The sequence below is a fragment of the uncultured Sphingomonas sp. genome (genome assembly GCF_913776855.1).
Lineage (GTDB): Bacteria > Pseudomonadota > Alphaproteobacteria > Sphingomonadales > Sphingomonadaceae > Sphingomonas.
In genome coordinates this window covers 39,071-54,822 of record NZ_CAJYQD010000042.1, presented here as the reverse complement: position 1 = coordinate 54,822, position 15,752 = coordinate 39,071, and the positions used below count along the sequence as shown (strand labels likewise).

The window sequence follows — 15,752 nt, the reverse complement described above, 5'->3', positions numbered from 1 at the left end:
CATGCGTTTCGTACTCCCCCTGATCGCGCTCGGCCTGTTGTCGGCCTGTGGCGGCGGCGATTCGGCCACCGGCGCCAACGGCACCGCCGCCGCGCCCGTCGCCAATGTCGCCGCCCCTGCGGGCAAGAAGTGGACCGACATGGTCGCGGTCACGCCCGAGGGCGGCTATCGCATCGGCAATCCCGATGCGGCGGTGAAGCTGGTCGAATATGGTTCGCGCACCTGTCCGACCTGCGGCGCGTTCGGGCGGGAGGCCAACGAACCGCTGATCAACAACTATGTCTCGACCGGCAAGGTGAGCTTCGAGTTCCGCGACTTCGCGGTCCATGGCGCGCCCGATCTGGCCGCCGCCGTGCTGGGCCGCTGCAACGGCACCGCCACCTTCTTCCCGCTGCTCGAGGCGATGTATCAGGATCAGGCGGCGACGCTCGACCGGATGCAGGCGATCCCGCAGGCCGAACAGGCTCGGTTGCAGTCGATCCCGCCGCTGCAGGCGGTCACCGGCTGGGCCGATGCCGCCGGCTTCGTCGATTTCGTCAAGCAGCGCGGCGTGCCCGAGGCGAAGGCCCGCCAGTGCCTCGCCGACCAGACATTGTTGCAGCAGGTCGTCAAGATCACCGAGGATGGCGGCGCGGTCGTCACCGGCACCCCGACCTTCATGATCAACGGCGAAAAGGTCGAGAATGCCGTGACCTGGCAGCAGATCGAGCAGGCGCTGAAGGGCGCTGGCGCCTGACCCCATGGCCGCGGGGAATGACGCGGCCACACCGCCCACGCCGGGGCTGACGCTCCGGCGGCTGCGGCTGAGCGGGTTCAAGAGCTTCGTCGACCCCGCCGATCTGGTGATCGAGGCCGGGCTGACCGGGGTGGTCGGCCCCAATGGCTGCGGCAAGTCGAACCTGCTCGAAGCGCTGCGCTGGACCATGGGCGAGAACAGCGCGAAGTCGCTGCGCGGCGCGGGCATGGACGACGTGATCTTCGCCGGCACCGAAACCCGCCCGCAGCGCGACTTTGCCGAGGTCGCGATCCTTGCCGAAGATGCGGCGGGCGACGAGGTGGAGATCGTCCGCCGGATCGAACGCGGTGCCGGTTCCGCCTATCGCATCAATGGCCGCGACGTGCGGGCGAAGGACGTGTCGCTGCTGTTCGCCGATGCCGCGACCGGCGCGCATTCGCCGGCACTGGTCAGCCAGAACCGGATCGGGGCGGTCATCGCCGCCCGCCCCGCCGAACGCCGCACCATGCTGGAGGATGCGGCGGGTATTTCCGGCCTGCACGTCCGCCGCCGCGACGCCGAATCGAAACTGCGCGCGACCGAGGCCAATCTCGACCGGCTGGGTGAGATGGCGCAGGAACAGGACGCGCGCGCCGCCATATTGCGGCGGCAGGCCAGGGTCGCCGCGCGCTACCGGGAACTGACCGACGCGATCCGCATTGCGGAGGCGCGCGCCATCTATGCTCGCTGGCGCGATGCCGCCACCGCTGCCGATACGGCGAAGGCCGAGGCGACGGCCGCCGAGGCGCTGGTCGCCGACCACGGGAGCGCGCAGGCGGCAACCATCGCCGAACAGGCCGCAGCGACCGAAGCGCTGGCCACCGCCCGCGCCGCGGCGCAGGATCTGCGTCAGCGCGCTACCGACGCCGCCCATGCCCGCGAACGGTTGCAGGCGCAGGCCCATGCCGCGACCCGGCGGCTGGCCGATCTGGCGGCGCAGGCTGCGCGCCTGACCGAGGATCGGGCGAGGGAAGGCGCGCTGGCGGGGGATGCGGCGAATGCGGCCGCCCGCCTGACCGACGAAGTTGTCGCGCTCGACCACGCGATCGCCGACGCCACGGCGCTGCTGCCCCAGCTCGACGCCGCGCTGACGCAAGCGGCGGCAGCGGCCGCGCTCGCTGACGCCGTGCATGGCGAGGCATTGGCAGCACAGGCGACCGAACTGGCCGAGGCACGGGTCGCCGCCGCCGCACAGGAGGCCGCGCGTACCCGGCTGGACCGCGCCCGCCGCGACGAGGCGCGTGCGCTGACCGAACAGGTCGCGCTGCCCGCGCTGGCGCCGCTGACCGCCGAACGCGCGGCGGCGGGAGAGCAACGGGCAAGTGCGCTGGCGACCGCCGACACCGCCCGCGCCGCGATCGTCCACGCCGATGCCGCCGAACGATCGGCGCAGGAGGCGCGCGGACGGGCGCAGGCCGACCGGGCGACCGCCGCCGCCGAACTGGCCGCGCTGGACGGTGAAATCACCGCGCTGGAACGGGCGCTCCGGCGTAGCGGCCGCGCGCGGATCATCGATTCGGTGGTCGTCGAACCGGGGTTCGAGACGGCGCTGGCGGCGGCACTGGGCGACGATCTCGACGCCGGGACCGATCCCGGCGACGACCGCTATTGGGACGCCGACGCCGCGCCCATCGAAGGTCCGGCGGTTCCGCACGGCATCGGACGGCTGGCGACACAGGTCACTGCGCCCGCCCTCGCCCGGCGGCTGGCGCAGGTGCTGGTGGTCGAGCGTGACGAGGGCACCGAACTGGCGGTGGGGCAGCGGCTGGTGACGCTCGACGGGGCGATGCGCCGGTGGGACGGCCTTTGCAGTCGGGCCGGATCGGGCGCGGCGGCGGCCGAGCGCCTTGCCCGCACCAACCGGTTGCGGTCGCTGGGGCAGGAACGCCCGGCGCTGGTCGCGCGGCGCGATGCCGCCGATGGGGCGCTGGCCGCCGCCGATACCGCGATCGGCGATGCCCGCGGCGCGCTGGCCACCGCCCGCCGCACGCTCGAACAGGCCGAGGCACAGGCACGCGAGGCGCTGCGGACCGAGGACCGCGCCGCCGCCGCGATCGAACGGGCGCAGGCGCGCGCCGATGACGTTGCCGCCCGGCTGGAGCGGATTCACCGCGACCTGATCGAGGCGCAGGACGATGCCGACCGCGCCGAGGCCGCGATCCGGCACCTGCCCGATCGCAGCGCCACCGCAGGGCGGGTCACCACGCTGGCGATGGCGGCGGGGATGGCACGGACGCAGGTCGCCGATGCCCGCTCGGCCCGATCCGCGCGGGACGCGGCGCTGACCCGCGATCGCGATCGCTTGGCCATGGCGACGGCAGAGATCGCCGCATGGCAATCGCGCGCCGCCGATGCCGACCGCCGCATGGCCGAGGTCGATGCGCGGATCGCCACCGTCGCCGCCGACCGCGCCGGCCTACGCGATCGACCGGCGGCACTGGCGGCGGAACTGGCCGGGGTGGACGACGCGCTAGGCACCCTCCGCCATGCAGTGACCGACGCGGCCGCGCTGGAGACGGCTGCCGAAACACGGTTGCGCGCCGCCGAGCGCGCCGCCGCCGGCATCGCCGAATCGCTTGCCGCCGCGCGTGAACGCCGTGCCGGGGCGGGTGCGCGGGCAGAGGCGCAGGAGCAACGACGGCTGGAGATGGGGCGGCTGTCGGGCGAGCGCTTCCAATGCCCCCCGCCGCTGTTGCCGCGCATCGGTTTTATCGGCGCGGAGGTGGGCGATGCGCCGGGCGAGAGCGCGGCGTACGACCGGCTGCTGGCCGACCGCGACCGGATCGGCCCGGTCAACCTGATCGCCGATACCGAACTGGCCGAGCTGGAGGCGGCGCAGGGCGAGACGGCGGCGGAACGCGCCGAACTGGCCGAGGCCGTGCAGCGGCTGCGCGGATCGATCGGCACGCTCAACCGCGAGGGACGCGCGCGGCTGCTGGCCGCATTCGCAGCGGTCGACGGCCATTTCCGCCGGCTGTTCGGTGCGCTGTTCGACGGCGGGCAGGCGCAGCTAGAACTGGTGGATTCGGACGATCCGCTGGAGGCGGGCCTCGAAATCCTGGCGCAACCGCCGGGCAAAAGGCTGCAATCGCTGACCCTGTTGTCGGGCGGCGAACAGGCGCTGACCGCCATCGCGCTGATCTTCGCGCTGTTCCTGACCAACCCGTCGCCGATCTGCGTGCTGGACGAGGTCGACGCGCCGCTGGACGACGCCAATATCGACCGGTTCTGCGACTTGCTCGACCGGATGGCCGCCGATACCGATACCCGCTACCTGATCGTCACCCACAATGCCGCGACAATGAGCCGGATGCACCGGCTGTTCGGCGTGACGATGGTCGAACGCGGCGTCAGCCGGCTGGTATCGGTCGATCTGGGCGGCGCGACAGGGTTGCTGGCGGCGGAGTAGAGGACGACATCCTGCCAGAAACGCCATCCCAGCGCAGGCGGGGATCTCCCGTCAATAGAGCGCGCTCCTCGCCGCTGGATACCCCGGCCTGCGCCGGGGTGACGTAGAGGCCCCCTACTGCCCCGCTTTCACGATCGCGCGAAACTCTTCCCGCGTGATCTTGCCGTCCTTGTTCTGGTCCATCAGCGCGAACGCGGTGGCGAGGCCGGCGGCTGCCTGCCCCTTTTGCGACGGGTCCTGCTTCGCGGCCTCGGCATCGATCTTCGCGCTCATCGCGTCGAATTCGGCCTTGCTGATCGTGCCGTCCTTGTCGGTGTCGAACAGCGCGAAGAATTCGGTTTCGTCCTCGGCCGCGGGTTCGACCACCGGCGCGGGCGGAGTCGTCGCCGGGGGTGCCGTGGGAGTGGTCTGCAGCGCGAGGGCGAGGACGGCGAACAGCATCGGGTCGGTTTCTTTCCGAAAAGAGAAAAGCCACGTCACGATCGCACCGCCCGGCCCCGCGTGCAAGCACGTGTCCTTGCGTCGCGGGCGTGGGTCGCCTAACCGCGCGCCCAACCTTTCCATGCTTAGGAGCCTGCCCATGGCCGAGTCCATCAACCGCGTCGTGCTTGCCTATTCGGGCGGTCTCGACACCAGCGTCATCCTGAAATGGCTGCAGCAGGAATATAATTGCGAGGTGGTGACCTTCACCGCCGACCTGGGCCAGGGCGAAGAACTGGAGCCGGCGCGCAAGAAGGCCGAGCTGATGGGCATCAAGCCCGAGCATATCTTCATCGACGACCTGCGCGAGGAATTCGTCCGCGACTTCGTCTTCCCGATGATGCGCTCGAACGCACTGTACGAGGGGCTGTACCTGCTCGGCACCTCGATCGCGCGGCCACTGATCGCCAAGCGGCAGATCGAGATCGCGAAGGCAGTGAATGCCGATGCGGTCAGCCATGGTGCGACCGGCAAGGGCAACGACCAGGTCCGCTTCGAACTCGGCTATTACGCGCTGCAGCCCGATATCAAGGTCATCGCGCCGTGGCGCGAATGGGACCTGACCAGCCGCACCGCGCTGATCGCGTTCGCCGAACAGCACCAGATCCCGGTGCCCAAGGACAAGCGCGGCGAATCGCCGTTTTCGACCGACGCGAACCTGCTGCACACCTCGTCCGAGGGGAAGGTGCTGGAGGACCCGTGGGAGGAAGTGCCCGATTACGTGTTCTCGCGGACCGTCAATCCGGAGGATGCGCCCGACGCGCCGCAGATCGTCACCGTCGCGTTCGAACGCGGCGATGCCGTGGCGGTCGATGGCGAAGGAATGTCGCCGGCCACGCTGCTCGCCAAGCTGAACGAGCTGGGCCGCGCACACGGCATCGGCCGGCTCGACCTGGTGGAAAACCGCTTCGTCGGCATGAAGTCGCGGGGCATGTACGAGACGCCGGGCGGCACGATCCTGCACGCCGCGCATCGCGCGATCGAACAGATCACGCTGGACCGCGGTGCCGCGCATCTGAAGGACGAACTGGCCCCGCGCTATGCCGAGCTGGTCTATAACGGCTTCTGGTTCAGCCCCGAACGCGAGATGCTGCAGGCCGCGATCGACCACAGCCAGCACAAGGTGTCGGGCGAAGTGCGGCTGAAGCTGTACAAGGGTGGCGTCCATGTCATCGGCCGCCGCTCGCCCAATTCGCTCTACAGCGAAAAGGTCGTGACGTTCGAGGACGATCAGGGCGCGTACGACCAGCGCGACGCGGCGGGCTTTATCAAGCTGAACGCGCTGCGCCTGCGCCTGCTCGGCCGGCGCGACCGGTAACGCCGATCCGATACCGCTCGATCAGACCGCGTGGCGCAGGCCCTGCGGCTGGTCGAGCAGCGCGGCGAAGAACGACGTCGCGCCGATCTGTACGCCGAGGCAGCCGAGCAGCATCGACGGGATCGTCAGCCGCATCAGCTCGCCCGGCAGCAGCGCGCCGAACCCGGCCTGTGCCCAGAGCCAGGTCGAGGCGACGCCACCGGCCAGCCCGGCCAAGAGCGCCAGACCGCCGGCGATGCAGCCGCGCTCCACAGTGAACCAGCCGTGCAACCGGCGCATGGCCGCGCTTTCGGGCCACATCCCGCTGCGGATACCGAACAGCCGCGCCAGCACCGCCAGGCAGACCATCTGCGCGCCGATCAGTGCCGCCATCGTCGCAAAGATCATGGTATGGGGGCCGAACTCGACCGCGCCGATGCTGACATCGCCGGTCGCCAGCACCCCGGTCACCCCCGCACCCGCCAGCAGCAGCGCCATGCCGGGATAGAAGAACAGGAAGCGCGGCGCATAGAGCAGCAGGAAGCGCAGGTGCCGCCACCCGTCGCGCCACGTACGCAGGTGCGGCGGGCGCGAGCGGCCATCGGGCGCCAGCGTCGTCGGCACCTCGGCGATCGACAGCCGGGCGATCGACGCCTTCACCACCATCTCGCTGGCGAACTCCATGCCCGGCGAGGTCAGCCCCAGCGCCAGTGCCCGGTCGCGACGAAAGGCGCGCAGCCCGCAATGGAAATCGCCGACCGGCACATCGAAAAAGGCGCGGCCGAGCAGGCTGAGCACCGGATTGCCGAGGAACCGGTGCAGCACCGGCATGGCGCCGGGCGCGATGCCGCCCTGGAAACGATTGCCCATCACCAGGTCGGCACCATCCCGCAACCGTTCGACGAACGGCATCAGGCCACCGAAATCATAGCTGTCATCGGCATCGCCCATCGCGACGAATCGCCCGCGTGCCGCCGCGATGCCGCCGGCCAGCGCCGCGCCATAGCCCCGCACCGGAATCGCCACGATCCGGGCACCCATCGCATTGGCGATCTGTTGCGACCCGTCGGTCGACCCGTTGTCGGCGATCACGACCTCGCCCGCGATGCCATGCGTGTCGAGGAACGCCATCGCCTTCTTGATACACACCGCCAGCGTTTCCGCCTCGTTCAGGCAGGGCATGACGATCGACAGCTCGATCTCGGCGGGGGGAGCGACGGCTTCGCTGGAAATCGGCAGGCGGACGGCGGACATCGGTTGCTCCAGCGGCGGGATCGTCCGGCGATGGTGCGGGCAAAACGACGAAGACTCGGTTAACGCTATACCCGAAATTAAGCATGTTGCGGCGACATGCCGTCCCATGACCGCTGATCCTGCCCCGGCACCTGCCACCCCGACGCACCGCCGCTTCTGGCCTGTCGCGCTGCTTGCGCTGGGTCTCGTGCTGCTGCTGACCGCCGCGTGGACGATCAAGGAATGGGCGGCGCTGCGCCATCTGCGCCTGCCCGACAATGACGACATGATGCGCCTGGCGGAGATTCGCGACTGGATCGGGGGGCAGGCGTTCAACGACCTGATGCAGCATCGGCTGGGGCCGCCGGGCGGCGCGTCGATGCACTGGTCGCGACTGGCCGATGCGGTGCCCGCCGCGATGATCCTGGCGCTGACGCCGCTGATCGGCACGCACGGTGCCGAGGTCGCGATGGTGATCGCGTGGCCGGCGCTGCTGTTCTTCTGCTATCTGCTGATCGCCGCGCGCATCGCCGGCCAGCTGCATGGCCCCGCCGCCCGACCGGTCGCGGTGATCCTTGCCGCGCTCGCCTTTCCGACGATCAGCCTGTTCATCCCCGGTCGGATCGACCACCATGCGCTGCAGATCGTGCTGATGCTAGCGCTGGTCGACGGCCTGTTGCGCGCACCGTCGCGTGCGGCCGGCGCGGCGATGGGGCTGATCGTTGCCGCCAGCCTTGCCATCGGCCTCGAAGCGGCACCCGAACTGGTCGCGGTGATGGCGGCGCTCGGCTGGCTGTGGCTGACCGGCGACGGGCGCGAGGATGGCCGCGCGCTCAGCTTCGGTATCGCGCTGGCGGGGACGACCGGCCTGATGCTGGCGTTCATGCATCCCTATGTCTGGCCGCGCGAATGGTGCGACGGCTTCACCCCCGCCTCGACCAGCGCGACGCTGGCGCTGGCCGCCGGGTGGGGGGTGCTGGGGCTGGCCGGGCCGCGCCTGCGCGGCGTGGTGCCGCGCCTTGCCGTCGCAGCCGGGGTCGGATGCGTCGTCGCATGGTCGGTATCGCGGACGTCGATGGTGTGCTTGGCCGGCCCCTATGACGCGCTCACCCCGTTCCTGAAGCAGGTGTGGATGAGCAATGTCAGCGAGGCACGCGGGCTGTTCGTCGGGCAGGATACGCTGGGCACCGTCGTCGCCTATGGCAGCCTGTCGCTGATCGGCAGCGCGCTGGCCGTGGTGCAGGCGATCCGCGGCGGATGGCGGGCGCGCGCGGCCATCGCCTTTGCGATCGTGCTGGCGATCAGCGCGGTCGCCGCGATCCTGCAGATCCGCGTGACCTATATCCTGGCGGGACTCGCCGCGATCCCGTTCGCTATCGCGATCGCCGCGACGCGCGGCGCGGCGGACAAGATGCCGCGCCGTCTGCTGTTGTGGCTGCTGGGCGCGGGCGTCACCTATCTCGCCGTGTCGAAACAGATGGATGCGGTGCTGGCGCAGCCGGTGATGGTCGTGCGGGCGAATGTCGGGCGCTGCACCACCGCCGACCAGTTCGTCGCGATCGCCCGGCAGCCGCGCGGGCTGGTGGTCGCGCCGATCGATCTCGGCTCCTACCTGATCGGCATGACGCCGCACCGCGTATGGGCGGCGGGCTATCACCGCAACAATCGCGGCAACATGGCCGCCTATCGCTTCTTCCTCGCCCCGCCCGAGCGCGCCGCCGCGTTCGCCCGCCGGTCGGGCGTCGACTATGTCGCGCTATGCCCCGATATCATGCACGAAACCGAACTCGCGCCCTATCGCCCCGGCAGCCTAGTGGAGGCGTTGCAAGCCGGCCGCGTGCCGGCATGGCTGGAACCGATTCCGCTGCCCGGATCGATGCTGTTCTTCAAAGTGCGCGGACGCTTGCCGGAACCCCCTTCGCGCCTCTAAAAGCGCCCGATGCAGGGGGACAGGCTCAATTGGTGGCAGACGCGATGGTTCGTCGCGCTGATGGCGGTGCTGGCGGCGGTGCCGCTGCTATGGCCCGACATTCCGCCGATGGTCGACCTGCCGGGGCATATGGGCCGATACCGGGTCCAGCAATTGTGGGACACCGGACAGGCGCCATGGTTCCATGACTGGTATAATTTCGACTGGAGCCTGATCGGCAACCTCGGCGTCGACCTGCTCGTATGGCTGCTCGAACCGCTGATCGGCCTCGAACCGGCGGTCAAGCTCATCATCCTGGCGATCCCGCCGCTGACCGCCATCGGATTGCTGTGGATCGCGCGCGAGGTGCATGGCCGCATTCCCGCGACCGCGCTGTTCGCGCTGCCGATCGTCTACAGCTTTCCGTTCCATTTCGGTTTCGCCAATTTCGCGCTGTCGATGGCGCTGGCGCTCAACGCCTTTGCGTTGTGGCTGCGGCTGGGGCGGCAGGGGCGGCTGGTGCTGCGCGGCGTCGTGTTCGTGCCGATCGGCGGGCTGATCTGGCTGACGCATACCTTTGGCTGGGGGACGCTGGGCGTGCTTGCCGCCTCGGCCGAACTGATTCGCGAACATGACAAGCGCCGCAACTGGTTCGCCGCCGCCTTCCATGCCGGCCTCCATTGCCTCGTCCTCGCGCCGCCTGCCCTGCTGATGCTGTTGTGGCGATCGGGCGGCCATGTCGGCGGACAGACCGCCGACTGGTTCAACTGGCGCGCGAAGATGCAGTGGATGACGATGACGCTGCGCGACCGCTGGCAGCTTTACGACCTCGCCTCGGTCGCGGTCTTCTACCTCGTGCTGTTCAAGGGGTTGCGCGATCCCAACATCGGCTATTCGCGCAACCTGGGCCTGTCGGCGCTGTTCCTGATCGCGGTCTATGTCCTGCTGCCGCGTATCGTGTTCGGGTCGGCCTATGCCGATATGCGGCTGGTGCCGTATCTGTTCGGGATCTGTCTGATCGCGCTTCGGCCCAAGCCCGGCCTGTCGATCCGCCATGCCGGCGTGCTGGCGGCGATCGGGCTGGCGATCTTCGTCGGGCGGATGGGCGCGACGACGGCCAGCTTCTGGTTGTACGACCGCGATTACGACCGCGAGCTGGCGGCGCTGGACCATGTGCCGGTCGGCGCGCGGCTGGTCACCTTCGTCGGGGAAACCTGCTACAACGAATGGCGCATGACCCGGCTGCAGCATCTGCCCGGCATGGCGCTGGCCCGGCGGCTGGCCTATGCCAACGATCAATGGTCGATGGCCGGCGGACAGATGCTGACGGTCAGGTACCAGCAAGCGCGCGGGTTTTCGCACGATCCGTCCGAACTGGTCACCGACGTCAAATGCCCGCGCGAATATTGGCGGCCGATCGCCGGTGCGCTGTACAAATTCCCGCGCGATGCGTTCGATTACGTATGGCTGATCCGGCCGCCCAACTATGACCGGCGGCTGGAACAGGGGCTGGTGCCGGTGTGGCGGAACGGGCGCAGCGCGCTGTTCCGGATCGACCATAATGTGCCGCCGCCCGTGCTGACATGGAGCGATCTGGGCAATCGTCCGTTCGCCAAACCCCGCCGCCGCCCGTCGCGACAGATGGCGGCCAACGAACCGTTGAGGAAAAACTGATGGACCTGCTGAACAACGCCCTGAAGCTGGCCGGCCAATTTGACCTGCCCGCCATTGCCGACAAGGCGGGAATTTCGCAGGAGCAGGTGCAGACTGTCCTTGGCCTGCTGGCAAAATTTGCCGGCCATGCCGATCCGGCACAGGAGGCCGCCGACCATAGCGGCGTATCGCGCCACCAGATCGAGGCGATCCTGTCCGAAGTCGGCGGCCCCGACGCGCTCGGCCAGTTCGCGCAGATGCTGGGCCTCGATGTCAATCCGGGTGCGCTGGGCGGGATCGGCGACATGCTGCCCGGCGGCCTCGGCGGACTGATGGGCAAGAAGTAGGGCGGGTCGCACCGGGCGTCGTATCCGCCGGGGGCGCCCCCGCTGTCTGGGTCGATCGGACCCTATGCCCGCTTGAACGGCGTCAGGTCGTTCAGGAACGCCTGTTCCTGCCCCACCGCCGCGCGCTCCCGTTCCAGAAACTCGGCGACCGCCGCGCGGAACCCCGGATCGGGCAGGAAATGCGCCGACCAGGTGGTAACCGGCACATAGCCCCGCGCCAGCTTGTGTTCGCCCTGTGCCCCCGCCTCGACCCGCTGCAGCCGCCGCGCGATGGCGGCGTCGATCGCCTGGTAATAGCATAGTTCGAAATGGAGGAACGGCACCTCCTCCACCGCGCCCCAATAGCGCCCGTAGAGCGCATCGCTTCCGATCAGATTGAGCGCCCCCGCGATCGGCCGCCCATCGCGTTCGGCGAGGATCAGCAACACGTCGTCGCCCATCCGTTCAGACAACAACGAGAAGAAGCGGCGGGTGAGGTAGGGGCGGCCCCATTTGCGGCTGCCGGTGTCCTGATAGAATGCCCAGAAGGCGTCCCAATGCGCCTCGGTAAGGTCGCAACCGCTCAGGTGCCGGACGGTCAGCCCCTCGATCGCGGCGGCGCGTTCCTTGCGGATCGCCTTGCGCTTGCGGCTGGCAAGGTCGGCGAGGAAGTCGTCGAAGCTGCCATAGCCGCGATTGGCCCAGTGGAACTGCGTGCCTGCCCGCATCAGCCAGCCCGCCGCCTCGAACGCGGGCAACTGCGCCTCATCGACAAAGGTCGCATGGGCCGACGACAGGCCATTCTGCCGCACCACCGCCTCCACAGCGCCGATCAGCGCGCTGGGGTCGGCACCTTCGCGCAGCAACAGTCGCGGGCCGGGCACGGGGGTGAAGGGCACCGCGATCTGCAGCTTGGGATAATAGTCGCCCCCGGCCCGCTCCCATGCGTCGGCCCAGGCATGGTCGAACACATATTCACCCTGGCTGTGCCCCTTGGCATAGGCCGGCGCGATCGCCTGCGGCACGCCATCGGCATCGCCGACGATGATCGGCAGCGGCTGCCACCCCGATCCGGGGCCGACGCTGCCCGATTCTTCCAGCGCCGACAGGAAGGCGTGCGACAGGAACGGATTGCCCTTGCCCGCGCAGGCGTCCCACTGGTCGGCGGGTACGGCGCGGACGCCCTCGGCGATACGGGCGGTGATGGCTGTCACGGGTGGCAAGATAGGAGGTGAAGCCCCGGTCGGGTAGTCCCCGACCTCATCCCGGCACAGGCCGGAAGGACGAGCGGTTCAGTCCTTCCTCACCGTCAACCCGTCGCGGAACATCACCTCCCGCCGGGGCACCGGAATCTTGATGTCATGCTCGGCGAACAGGTCCCATAACCGGTTGAGGACGTCCGACCGGACATTCCCCACCCCCTGTTCGGGATCGCTGATCCACGCCAGGATTTCATGTTCGACGGCATATTCGCCGTAGGAGAGCAGCCAGACATTGGGCGCCGGGCTGCGCAGCACCCGCGCGCTTTCGGTCGCGGCCTGCAGCATCAGCTTCTGCGCCAGCCTGAGGTCGGTTTCATAGCCGACCCCGACGGGAATGCGCACCCGGACGTTACGATCGGAAAAGGACCAGTTCTCCACCTCCTGCGTCATCAGGTTTTCGTTGGGGATCAGGTGTTCCTTGCCGTCGCGGGTGATGACTGACACCGCGCGCACCCCGATCTTGTTCACCCAGCCGAAGCTGTCGCCGACGACGATCACGTCGCCCGGCTTGATCGACCGGTCCATCAACAGGATGATGCCGGCGATCAGGTTGCCGACCGTCTTCTGCAACCCGAAGCCGACCGCAAGGCCGAGCCCGCCCGAAAAGATCGCAAAGGTGGTCAGGTCGATGCCGAGCAGGTCGATCCCGAAGAAGAAGGCGGTGATGATGACCGCGATCGACGCCAGCTTCTGCGCCAGCAGTTTCTGTGCGGGGTCGAAGCTCCTGGCCTGCCCGACCGCATGGCCGATCAGCTTGTTGGTGACACGCACGGCAGCATAGAGGACGACCGCCGTCAGCAGCGCGCTGACCAGTGCCAGCAGCGACAGGCGGCGGCGGCCGACCGAAAAACCAATCGCGTCGAGCGTGGTGGTGATCGGCTCCAACCCGCCGACCGATCCGGCCAGCACCGCGACGAACAGGATCGACGACACCGCCCAGGCCAGCCAGCGCGCCAGATTGACGCCGCGCAGCAACTGCATGGCAAGGCGGCCGACCGCCGCGCCCAGCGCAACACCGACGACGATGTCCGCCAGCGCGCCCCAGTCGCGGACCTGCGCCACCAGGGCGAGCGCGATCACCGCCACCAGGTGCCGGACGATGTCGCACATCCGCTCGGCAAGGCCGACGACGTGATCCCCGACCCGCTGCCGCCACAAATCGGTCAGGCGCGGCCCCGCCCAGCGCCCGGCCAGCCAGCCGAGCAGCAGCGACAACAGTACCAGCCCCAGCACCACACCGGCCTCGGCCAGTTCGCGCCCATCGGCCACCGGCAAACCCTGTCCGGCCAGCCCGGCGGCCAGATCGTTCACGCCGCTGCCCGAAACCGCGCAAGGCCGGCGGCAAGGTCGGCGATCAGGTCGTCGACATTCTCCAGCCCGATCTGCAACCGGATCATCGGCCCCTCGGCCTCCGCCCGCGTGACGCTGCGATAGCGATGCGGGTCGATCGGCAAGGCGAGGCTTTCGAACCCGCCCCAGCTATAACCGATGCCGAACAGCTTCAGCCCGTCGATCAACGCCACCCGCCCGGCATCGCTGCCCCCGTTCAGGACGAAGGCGAACAGCCCGGCGCTGCCCCGGAAATCGCGGGCGAAGATGCCGTGCCCCGGACAGCCGGGCAGGGCGGGATGCAGTACGCGTGCGACCTCGGGTTGCTCGGCCAGCCACTGCGCGATGCGGATCGACGAGTCGCCATGCTGTTTCAGCCGCACCGCCATGGTCCGCAGCCCGCGTGCGCCCAGCGCGGCATCGTCCGGCCCGACATGCTGCCCCAGCTGATAGGTCGCGTCGCGCAACGCTTGCCAATGCGAGGCGACGGCGGTGGCCGATCCCAGCATCGCATCGGAATGGCCGACGACATATTTGGTGCAGGCCATGATCGTCACGTCCACACCATGCGCCATCGCCGGGAACAGCAGCGGCGTGGCCCAGGTATTGTCTAGGATCGTGGTGATGCCCCGTTCCCGCGCGATGGCCGTCATCGCCGGCACGTCCTGCACTTCGAAGGTGAGGCTGCCGGGGCTTTCGAGGAACAACACCCTTGTCGCCGGGGTCATCAGATCGGCGATCCCGGCCCCGATCGTCGGGTCGTAGAGGGTGGTAGTGACCCCGATCGTCTTCAGGATACCCTGGGCAAAGGCGCGGGTCGGGTCATAGGCGCTGTCGGGCAGCAGCAGGTGATCGCCCGGCTTGAGAAACGCCAGCAGCGCGGTGGTGATCGCCGCGACGCCGGAGGGATAGAGCAACGTGCCCTCGGCACCCGGCTCCAGCTCGGTCAGTGCCTCGGCCAGCGACCATTGCGTCGGCGTGCCGCGCCGGCCGTAATAGAGCCGATGATGCGTATGCGCGCCTGCAGCCGCGCGCAGGTCGGCGACATCGTCGTACAGGATCGTCGAGGCGCGCCAGACCGGCACGTTGACCACGCCACCGGTCCATTCGTCGCGACGGCCACCGGTGACGACCTGCGTCTCAGGCGCGTGGGATGGATCGGCGGCGCTCATGCGGTCACCTTCGGCGTCTGTGGATCGGCGGCCCATTCGGTCCAGCTGCCATCGTACAGCGCCGCATCGCGGCCCAGCAGGTGCAGTGCAAACGCTGGGATCGCGGCGGTAACCCCCGACCCGCAGGTCGTCGTCACCGGGCGGTCGAGATCGATTCCGGCATCGGCGAACAGGGCGGCAAGTTCCTGCGGCGACCGCCACGTTCCATCGTCGTGGAAGAAGCGGGCGTAATGCAGGTTGGTGCTGCCGGGAATATGGCCGGAGGGCAGGCCACGCGGATCGGCCTCGCTCCCGTCGAAACGTGCGGGCGAACGCGCATCGACCAGCTGCGTCGCATCCTTGTCGAGCGACGCCAGCACCATCGCCTTGGTCCGCACCGGGGCCAGGTCGGGATCGGCGGCGAAGCGGGTCGGCGTCGGCTGATCCATGCCGGCTTCGACCGCGCGCCCTTCGGCCCGCCATTTCGCCAGCCCGCCATCGAGAATTGCGACCGGCAGCGCGCGGGCAAAGCGCCGCAGCAACCACCAGCCCCGCGCCGCCGTGTGGTGCGGCGAATTGTCATACAGCACGACCTGCACATCGTCGTTCAGCCCCAGCGCCCCCAGCCGCGCCGCCAGCTTCTCTGCCGCGGGCAACGAGGTCGCCTGGCCCGTCGACAGCGCGCGCAGGTCGAGGAAGCGCGCGCCCGGAATATGCGCCGCGGCAAATTCGGCGGCTTCGTCGCGGGGGGGATCGGGCTGGACGGCCACGAAGGTCGCGTCGAGGACGACGAGGCCGGGGGTGCCGAGCCGGTCGGCAAGCCATGCGGTGGAGACGAGCGGTTGCATGAGGGAAGGCTTAGGCGTGCGGAGCGATGGGTCAAGCGCCGGGATGCGCCTCGCTGCCTGACAGCACGTATCGTTCGTCA

General features: G+C 69.3%; 12 protein-coding genes. 6 read left to right on the top strand and 6 right to left on the bottom strand.

Features of this window, described 5'->3' with window-relative positions; all coding sequences use genetic code 11:
• Position 1: 1 nt before the first annotated feature.
• Both QZ755_RS13235 and QZ755_RS13230 read left to right on the top strand, forming a co-directional pair.
• The gene (locus QZ755_RS13235; RefSeq protein WP_294323661.1) at positions 2-736 is read left to right on the top strand and encodes a thioredoxin domain-containing protein; all 735 of its coding nucleotides are present in this window, start codon (positions 2-4) and stop codon (positions 734-736) included.
• Between the two features lie 46 nt (positions 737-782).
• Positions 783-4,184, top strand: coding sequence for an AAA family ATPase (locus tag QZ755_RS13230; protein WP_294323736.1), 3,402 nt, complete (start codon positions 783-785; stop codon positions 4,182-4,184).
• Between the two features lie 114 nt (positions 4,185-4,298).
• Here QZ755_RS13230 and QZ755_RS13225 read toward each other — a convergent pair whose 3' ends face one another.
• Positions 4,299-4,625, bottom strand: a complete 327-nt coding sequence (locus tag QZ755_RS13225) for an EF-hand domain-containing protein (RefSeq protein ID WP_294323655.1) — start codon at positions 4,623-4,625, stop codon at positions 4,299-4,301.
• A 139-nt stretch (positions 4,626-4,764) separates the two neighbouring features.
• Between QZ755_RS13225 and QZ755_RS13220 the strand changes: the two genes are divergently transcribed.
• Positions 4,765-5,982 carry an argininosuccinate synthase gene (locus QZ755_RS13220; RefSeq protein WP_294323652.1) on the top strand — a complete coding sequence of 406 codons (1,218 nt, stop codon included), beginning with the start codon at positions 4,765-4,767 and terminating at the stop codon, positions 5,980-5,982.
• 21 nt (positions 5,983-6,003) lie between these two features.
• Here QZ755_RS13220 and QZ755_RS13215 read toward each other — a convergent pair whose 3' ends face one another.
• On the bottom strand, positions 6,004-7,215 hold the full coding sequence (locus QZ755_RS13215; protein ID WP_294323650.1) for a glycosyltransferase family 2 protein: 1,212 nt from the start codon (positions 7,213-7,215) through the stop codon (positions 6,004-6,006).
• Positions 7,216-7,321: 106 nt separating this feature from the next.
• On the opposite strand from QZ755_RS13215, the gene QZ755_RS13210 reads away from it, so the two are divergent.
• The 3 genes from QZ755_RS13210 to QZ755_RS13200 are packed head-to-tail and all read left to right on the top strand — an operon-like array spanning position 7,322 to position 11,103.
• Entirely contained in the window at positions 7,322-9,124 is a 1,803-nt protein-coding gene (locus QZ755_RS13210) for a hypothetical protein (protein ID WP_294323647.1), read from the top strand.
• 9 nt (positions 9,125-9,133) lie between these two features.
• Entirely contained in the window at positions 9,134-10,777 is a 1,644-nt protein-coding gene (locus QZ755_RS13205; RefSeq protein ID WP_294323644.1) for a hypothetical protein, read from the top strand.
• The gene (locus QZ755_RS13200) at positions 10,777-11,103 is read left to right on the top strand and encodes a hypothetical protein (RefSeq protein ID WP_242414813.1); all 327 of its coding nucleotides are present in this window, start codon (positions 10,777-10,779) and stop codon (positions 11,101-11,103) included. The genes QZ755_RS13205 and QZ755_RS13200 overlap by 1 nt, the downstream gene beginning before the upstream one ends.
• 62 nt (positions 11,104-11,165) lie before the next feature.
• Here QZ755_RS13200 and QZ755_RS13195 read toward each other — a convergent pair whose 3' ends face one another.
• The 4 genes from QZ755_RS13195 to QZ755_RS13180 all read right to left on the bottom strand — a co-directional run bounded on the left by QZ755_RS13195 (position 11,166) and on the right by QZ755_RS13180 (position 15,672).
• Entirely contained in the window at positions 11,166-12,296 is a 1,131-nt protein-coding gene (locus tag QZ755_RS13195; RefSeq protein ID WP_294323640.1) for a GNAT family N-acetyltransferase, read from the bottom strand.
• Positions 12,297-12,374: 78 nt separating this feature from the next.
• Positions 12,375-13,655 carry a mechanosensitive ion channel domain-containing protein gene (locus QZ755_RS13190; RefSeq protein WP_294323638.1) on the bottom strand — a complete coding sequence of 427 codons (1,281 nt, stop codon included), beginning with the start codon at positions 13,653-13,655 and terminating at the stop codon, positions 12,375-12,377.
• Complete coding sequence (metC, locus tag QZ755_RS13185) at positions 13,652-14,845, bottom strand: cystathionine beta-lyase (protein WP_294323635.1); 1,194 nt, start codon at positions 14,843-14,845, stop codon at positions 13,652-13,654. The genes QZ755_RS13190 and metC overlap by 4 nt, the downstream gene beginning before the upstream one ends.
• Positions 14,842-15,672 carry a sulfurtransferase gene (locus QZ755_RS13180; protein WP_294323612.1) on the bottom strand — a complete coding sequence of 277 codons (831 nt, stop codon included), beginning with the start codon at positions 15,670-15,672 and terminating at the stop codon, positions 14,842-14,844. The genes metC and QZ755_RS13180 overlap by 4 nt, the downstream gene beginning before the upstream one ends.
• Positions 15,673-15,752: the final 80 nt, after the last annotated feature.

Coding starts and splice junctions, on each gene's coding strand:
- QZ755_RS13200 (WP_242414813.1), top strand. CDS start 10,777: ATGGACCTGCTGAACAACGCCCTGAAGCTGGCCGGCCAATTTGACCTG.
- QZ755_RS13180 (WP_294323612.1), bottom strand. CDS start 15,672: ATGCAACCGCTCGTCTCCACCGCATGGCTTGCCGACCGGCTCGGCACC.
- QZ755_RS13215 (WP_294323650.1), bottom strand. CDS start 7,215: ATGTCCGCCGTCCGCCTGCCGATTTCCAGCGAAGCCGTCGCTCCCCCC.
- QZ755_RS13235 (WP_294323661.1), top strand. CDS start 2: ATGCGTTTCGTACTCCCCCTGATCGCGCTCGGCCTGTTGTCGGCCTGT.
- QZ755_RS13205 (WP_294323644.1), top strand. CDS start 9,134: ATGCAGGGGGACAGGCTCAATTGGTGGCAGACGCGATGGTTCGTCGCG.
- QZ755_RS13225 (WP_294323655.1), bottom strand. CDS start 4,625: ATGCTGTTCGCCGTCCTCGCCCTCGCGCTGCAGACCACTCCCACGGCA.
- QZ755_RS13210 (WP_294323647.1), top strand. CDS start 7,322: ATGACCGCTGATCCTGCCCCGGCACCTGCCACCCCGACGCACCGCCGC.
- QZ755_RS13220 (WP_294323652.1), top strand. CDS start 4,765: ATGGCCGAGTCCATCAACCGCGTCGTGCTTGCCTATTCGGGCGGTCTC.
- metC (WP_294323635.1), bottom strand. CDS start 14,845: ATGAGCGCCGCCGATCCATCCCACGCGCCTGAGACGCAGGTCGTCACC.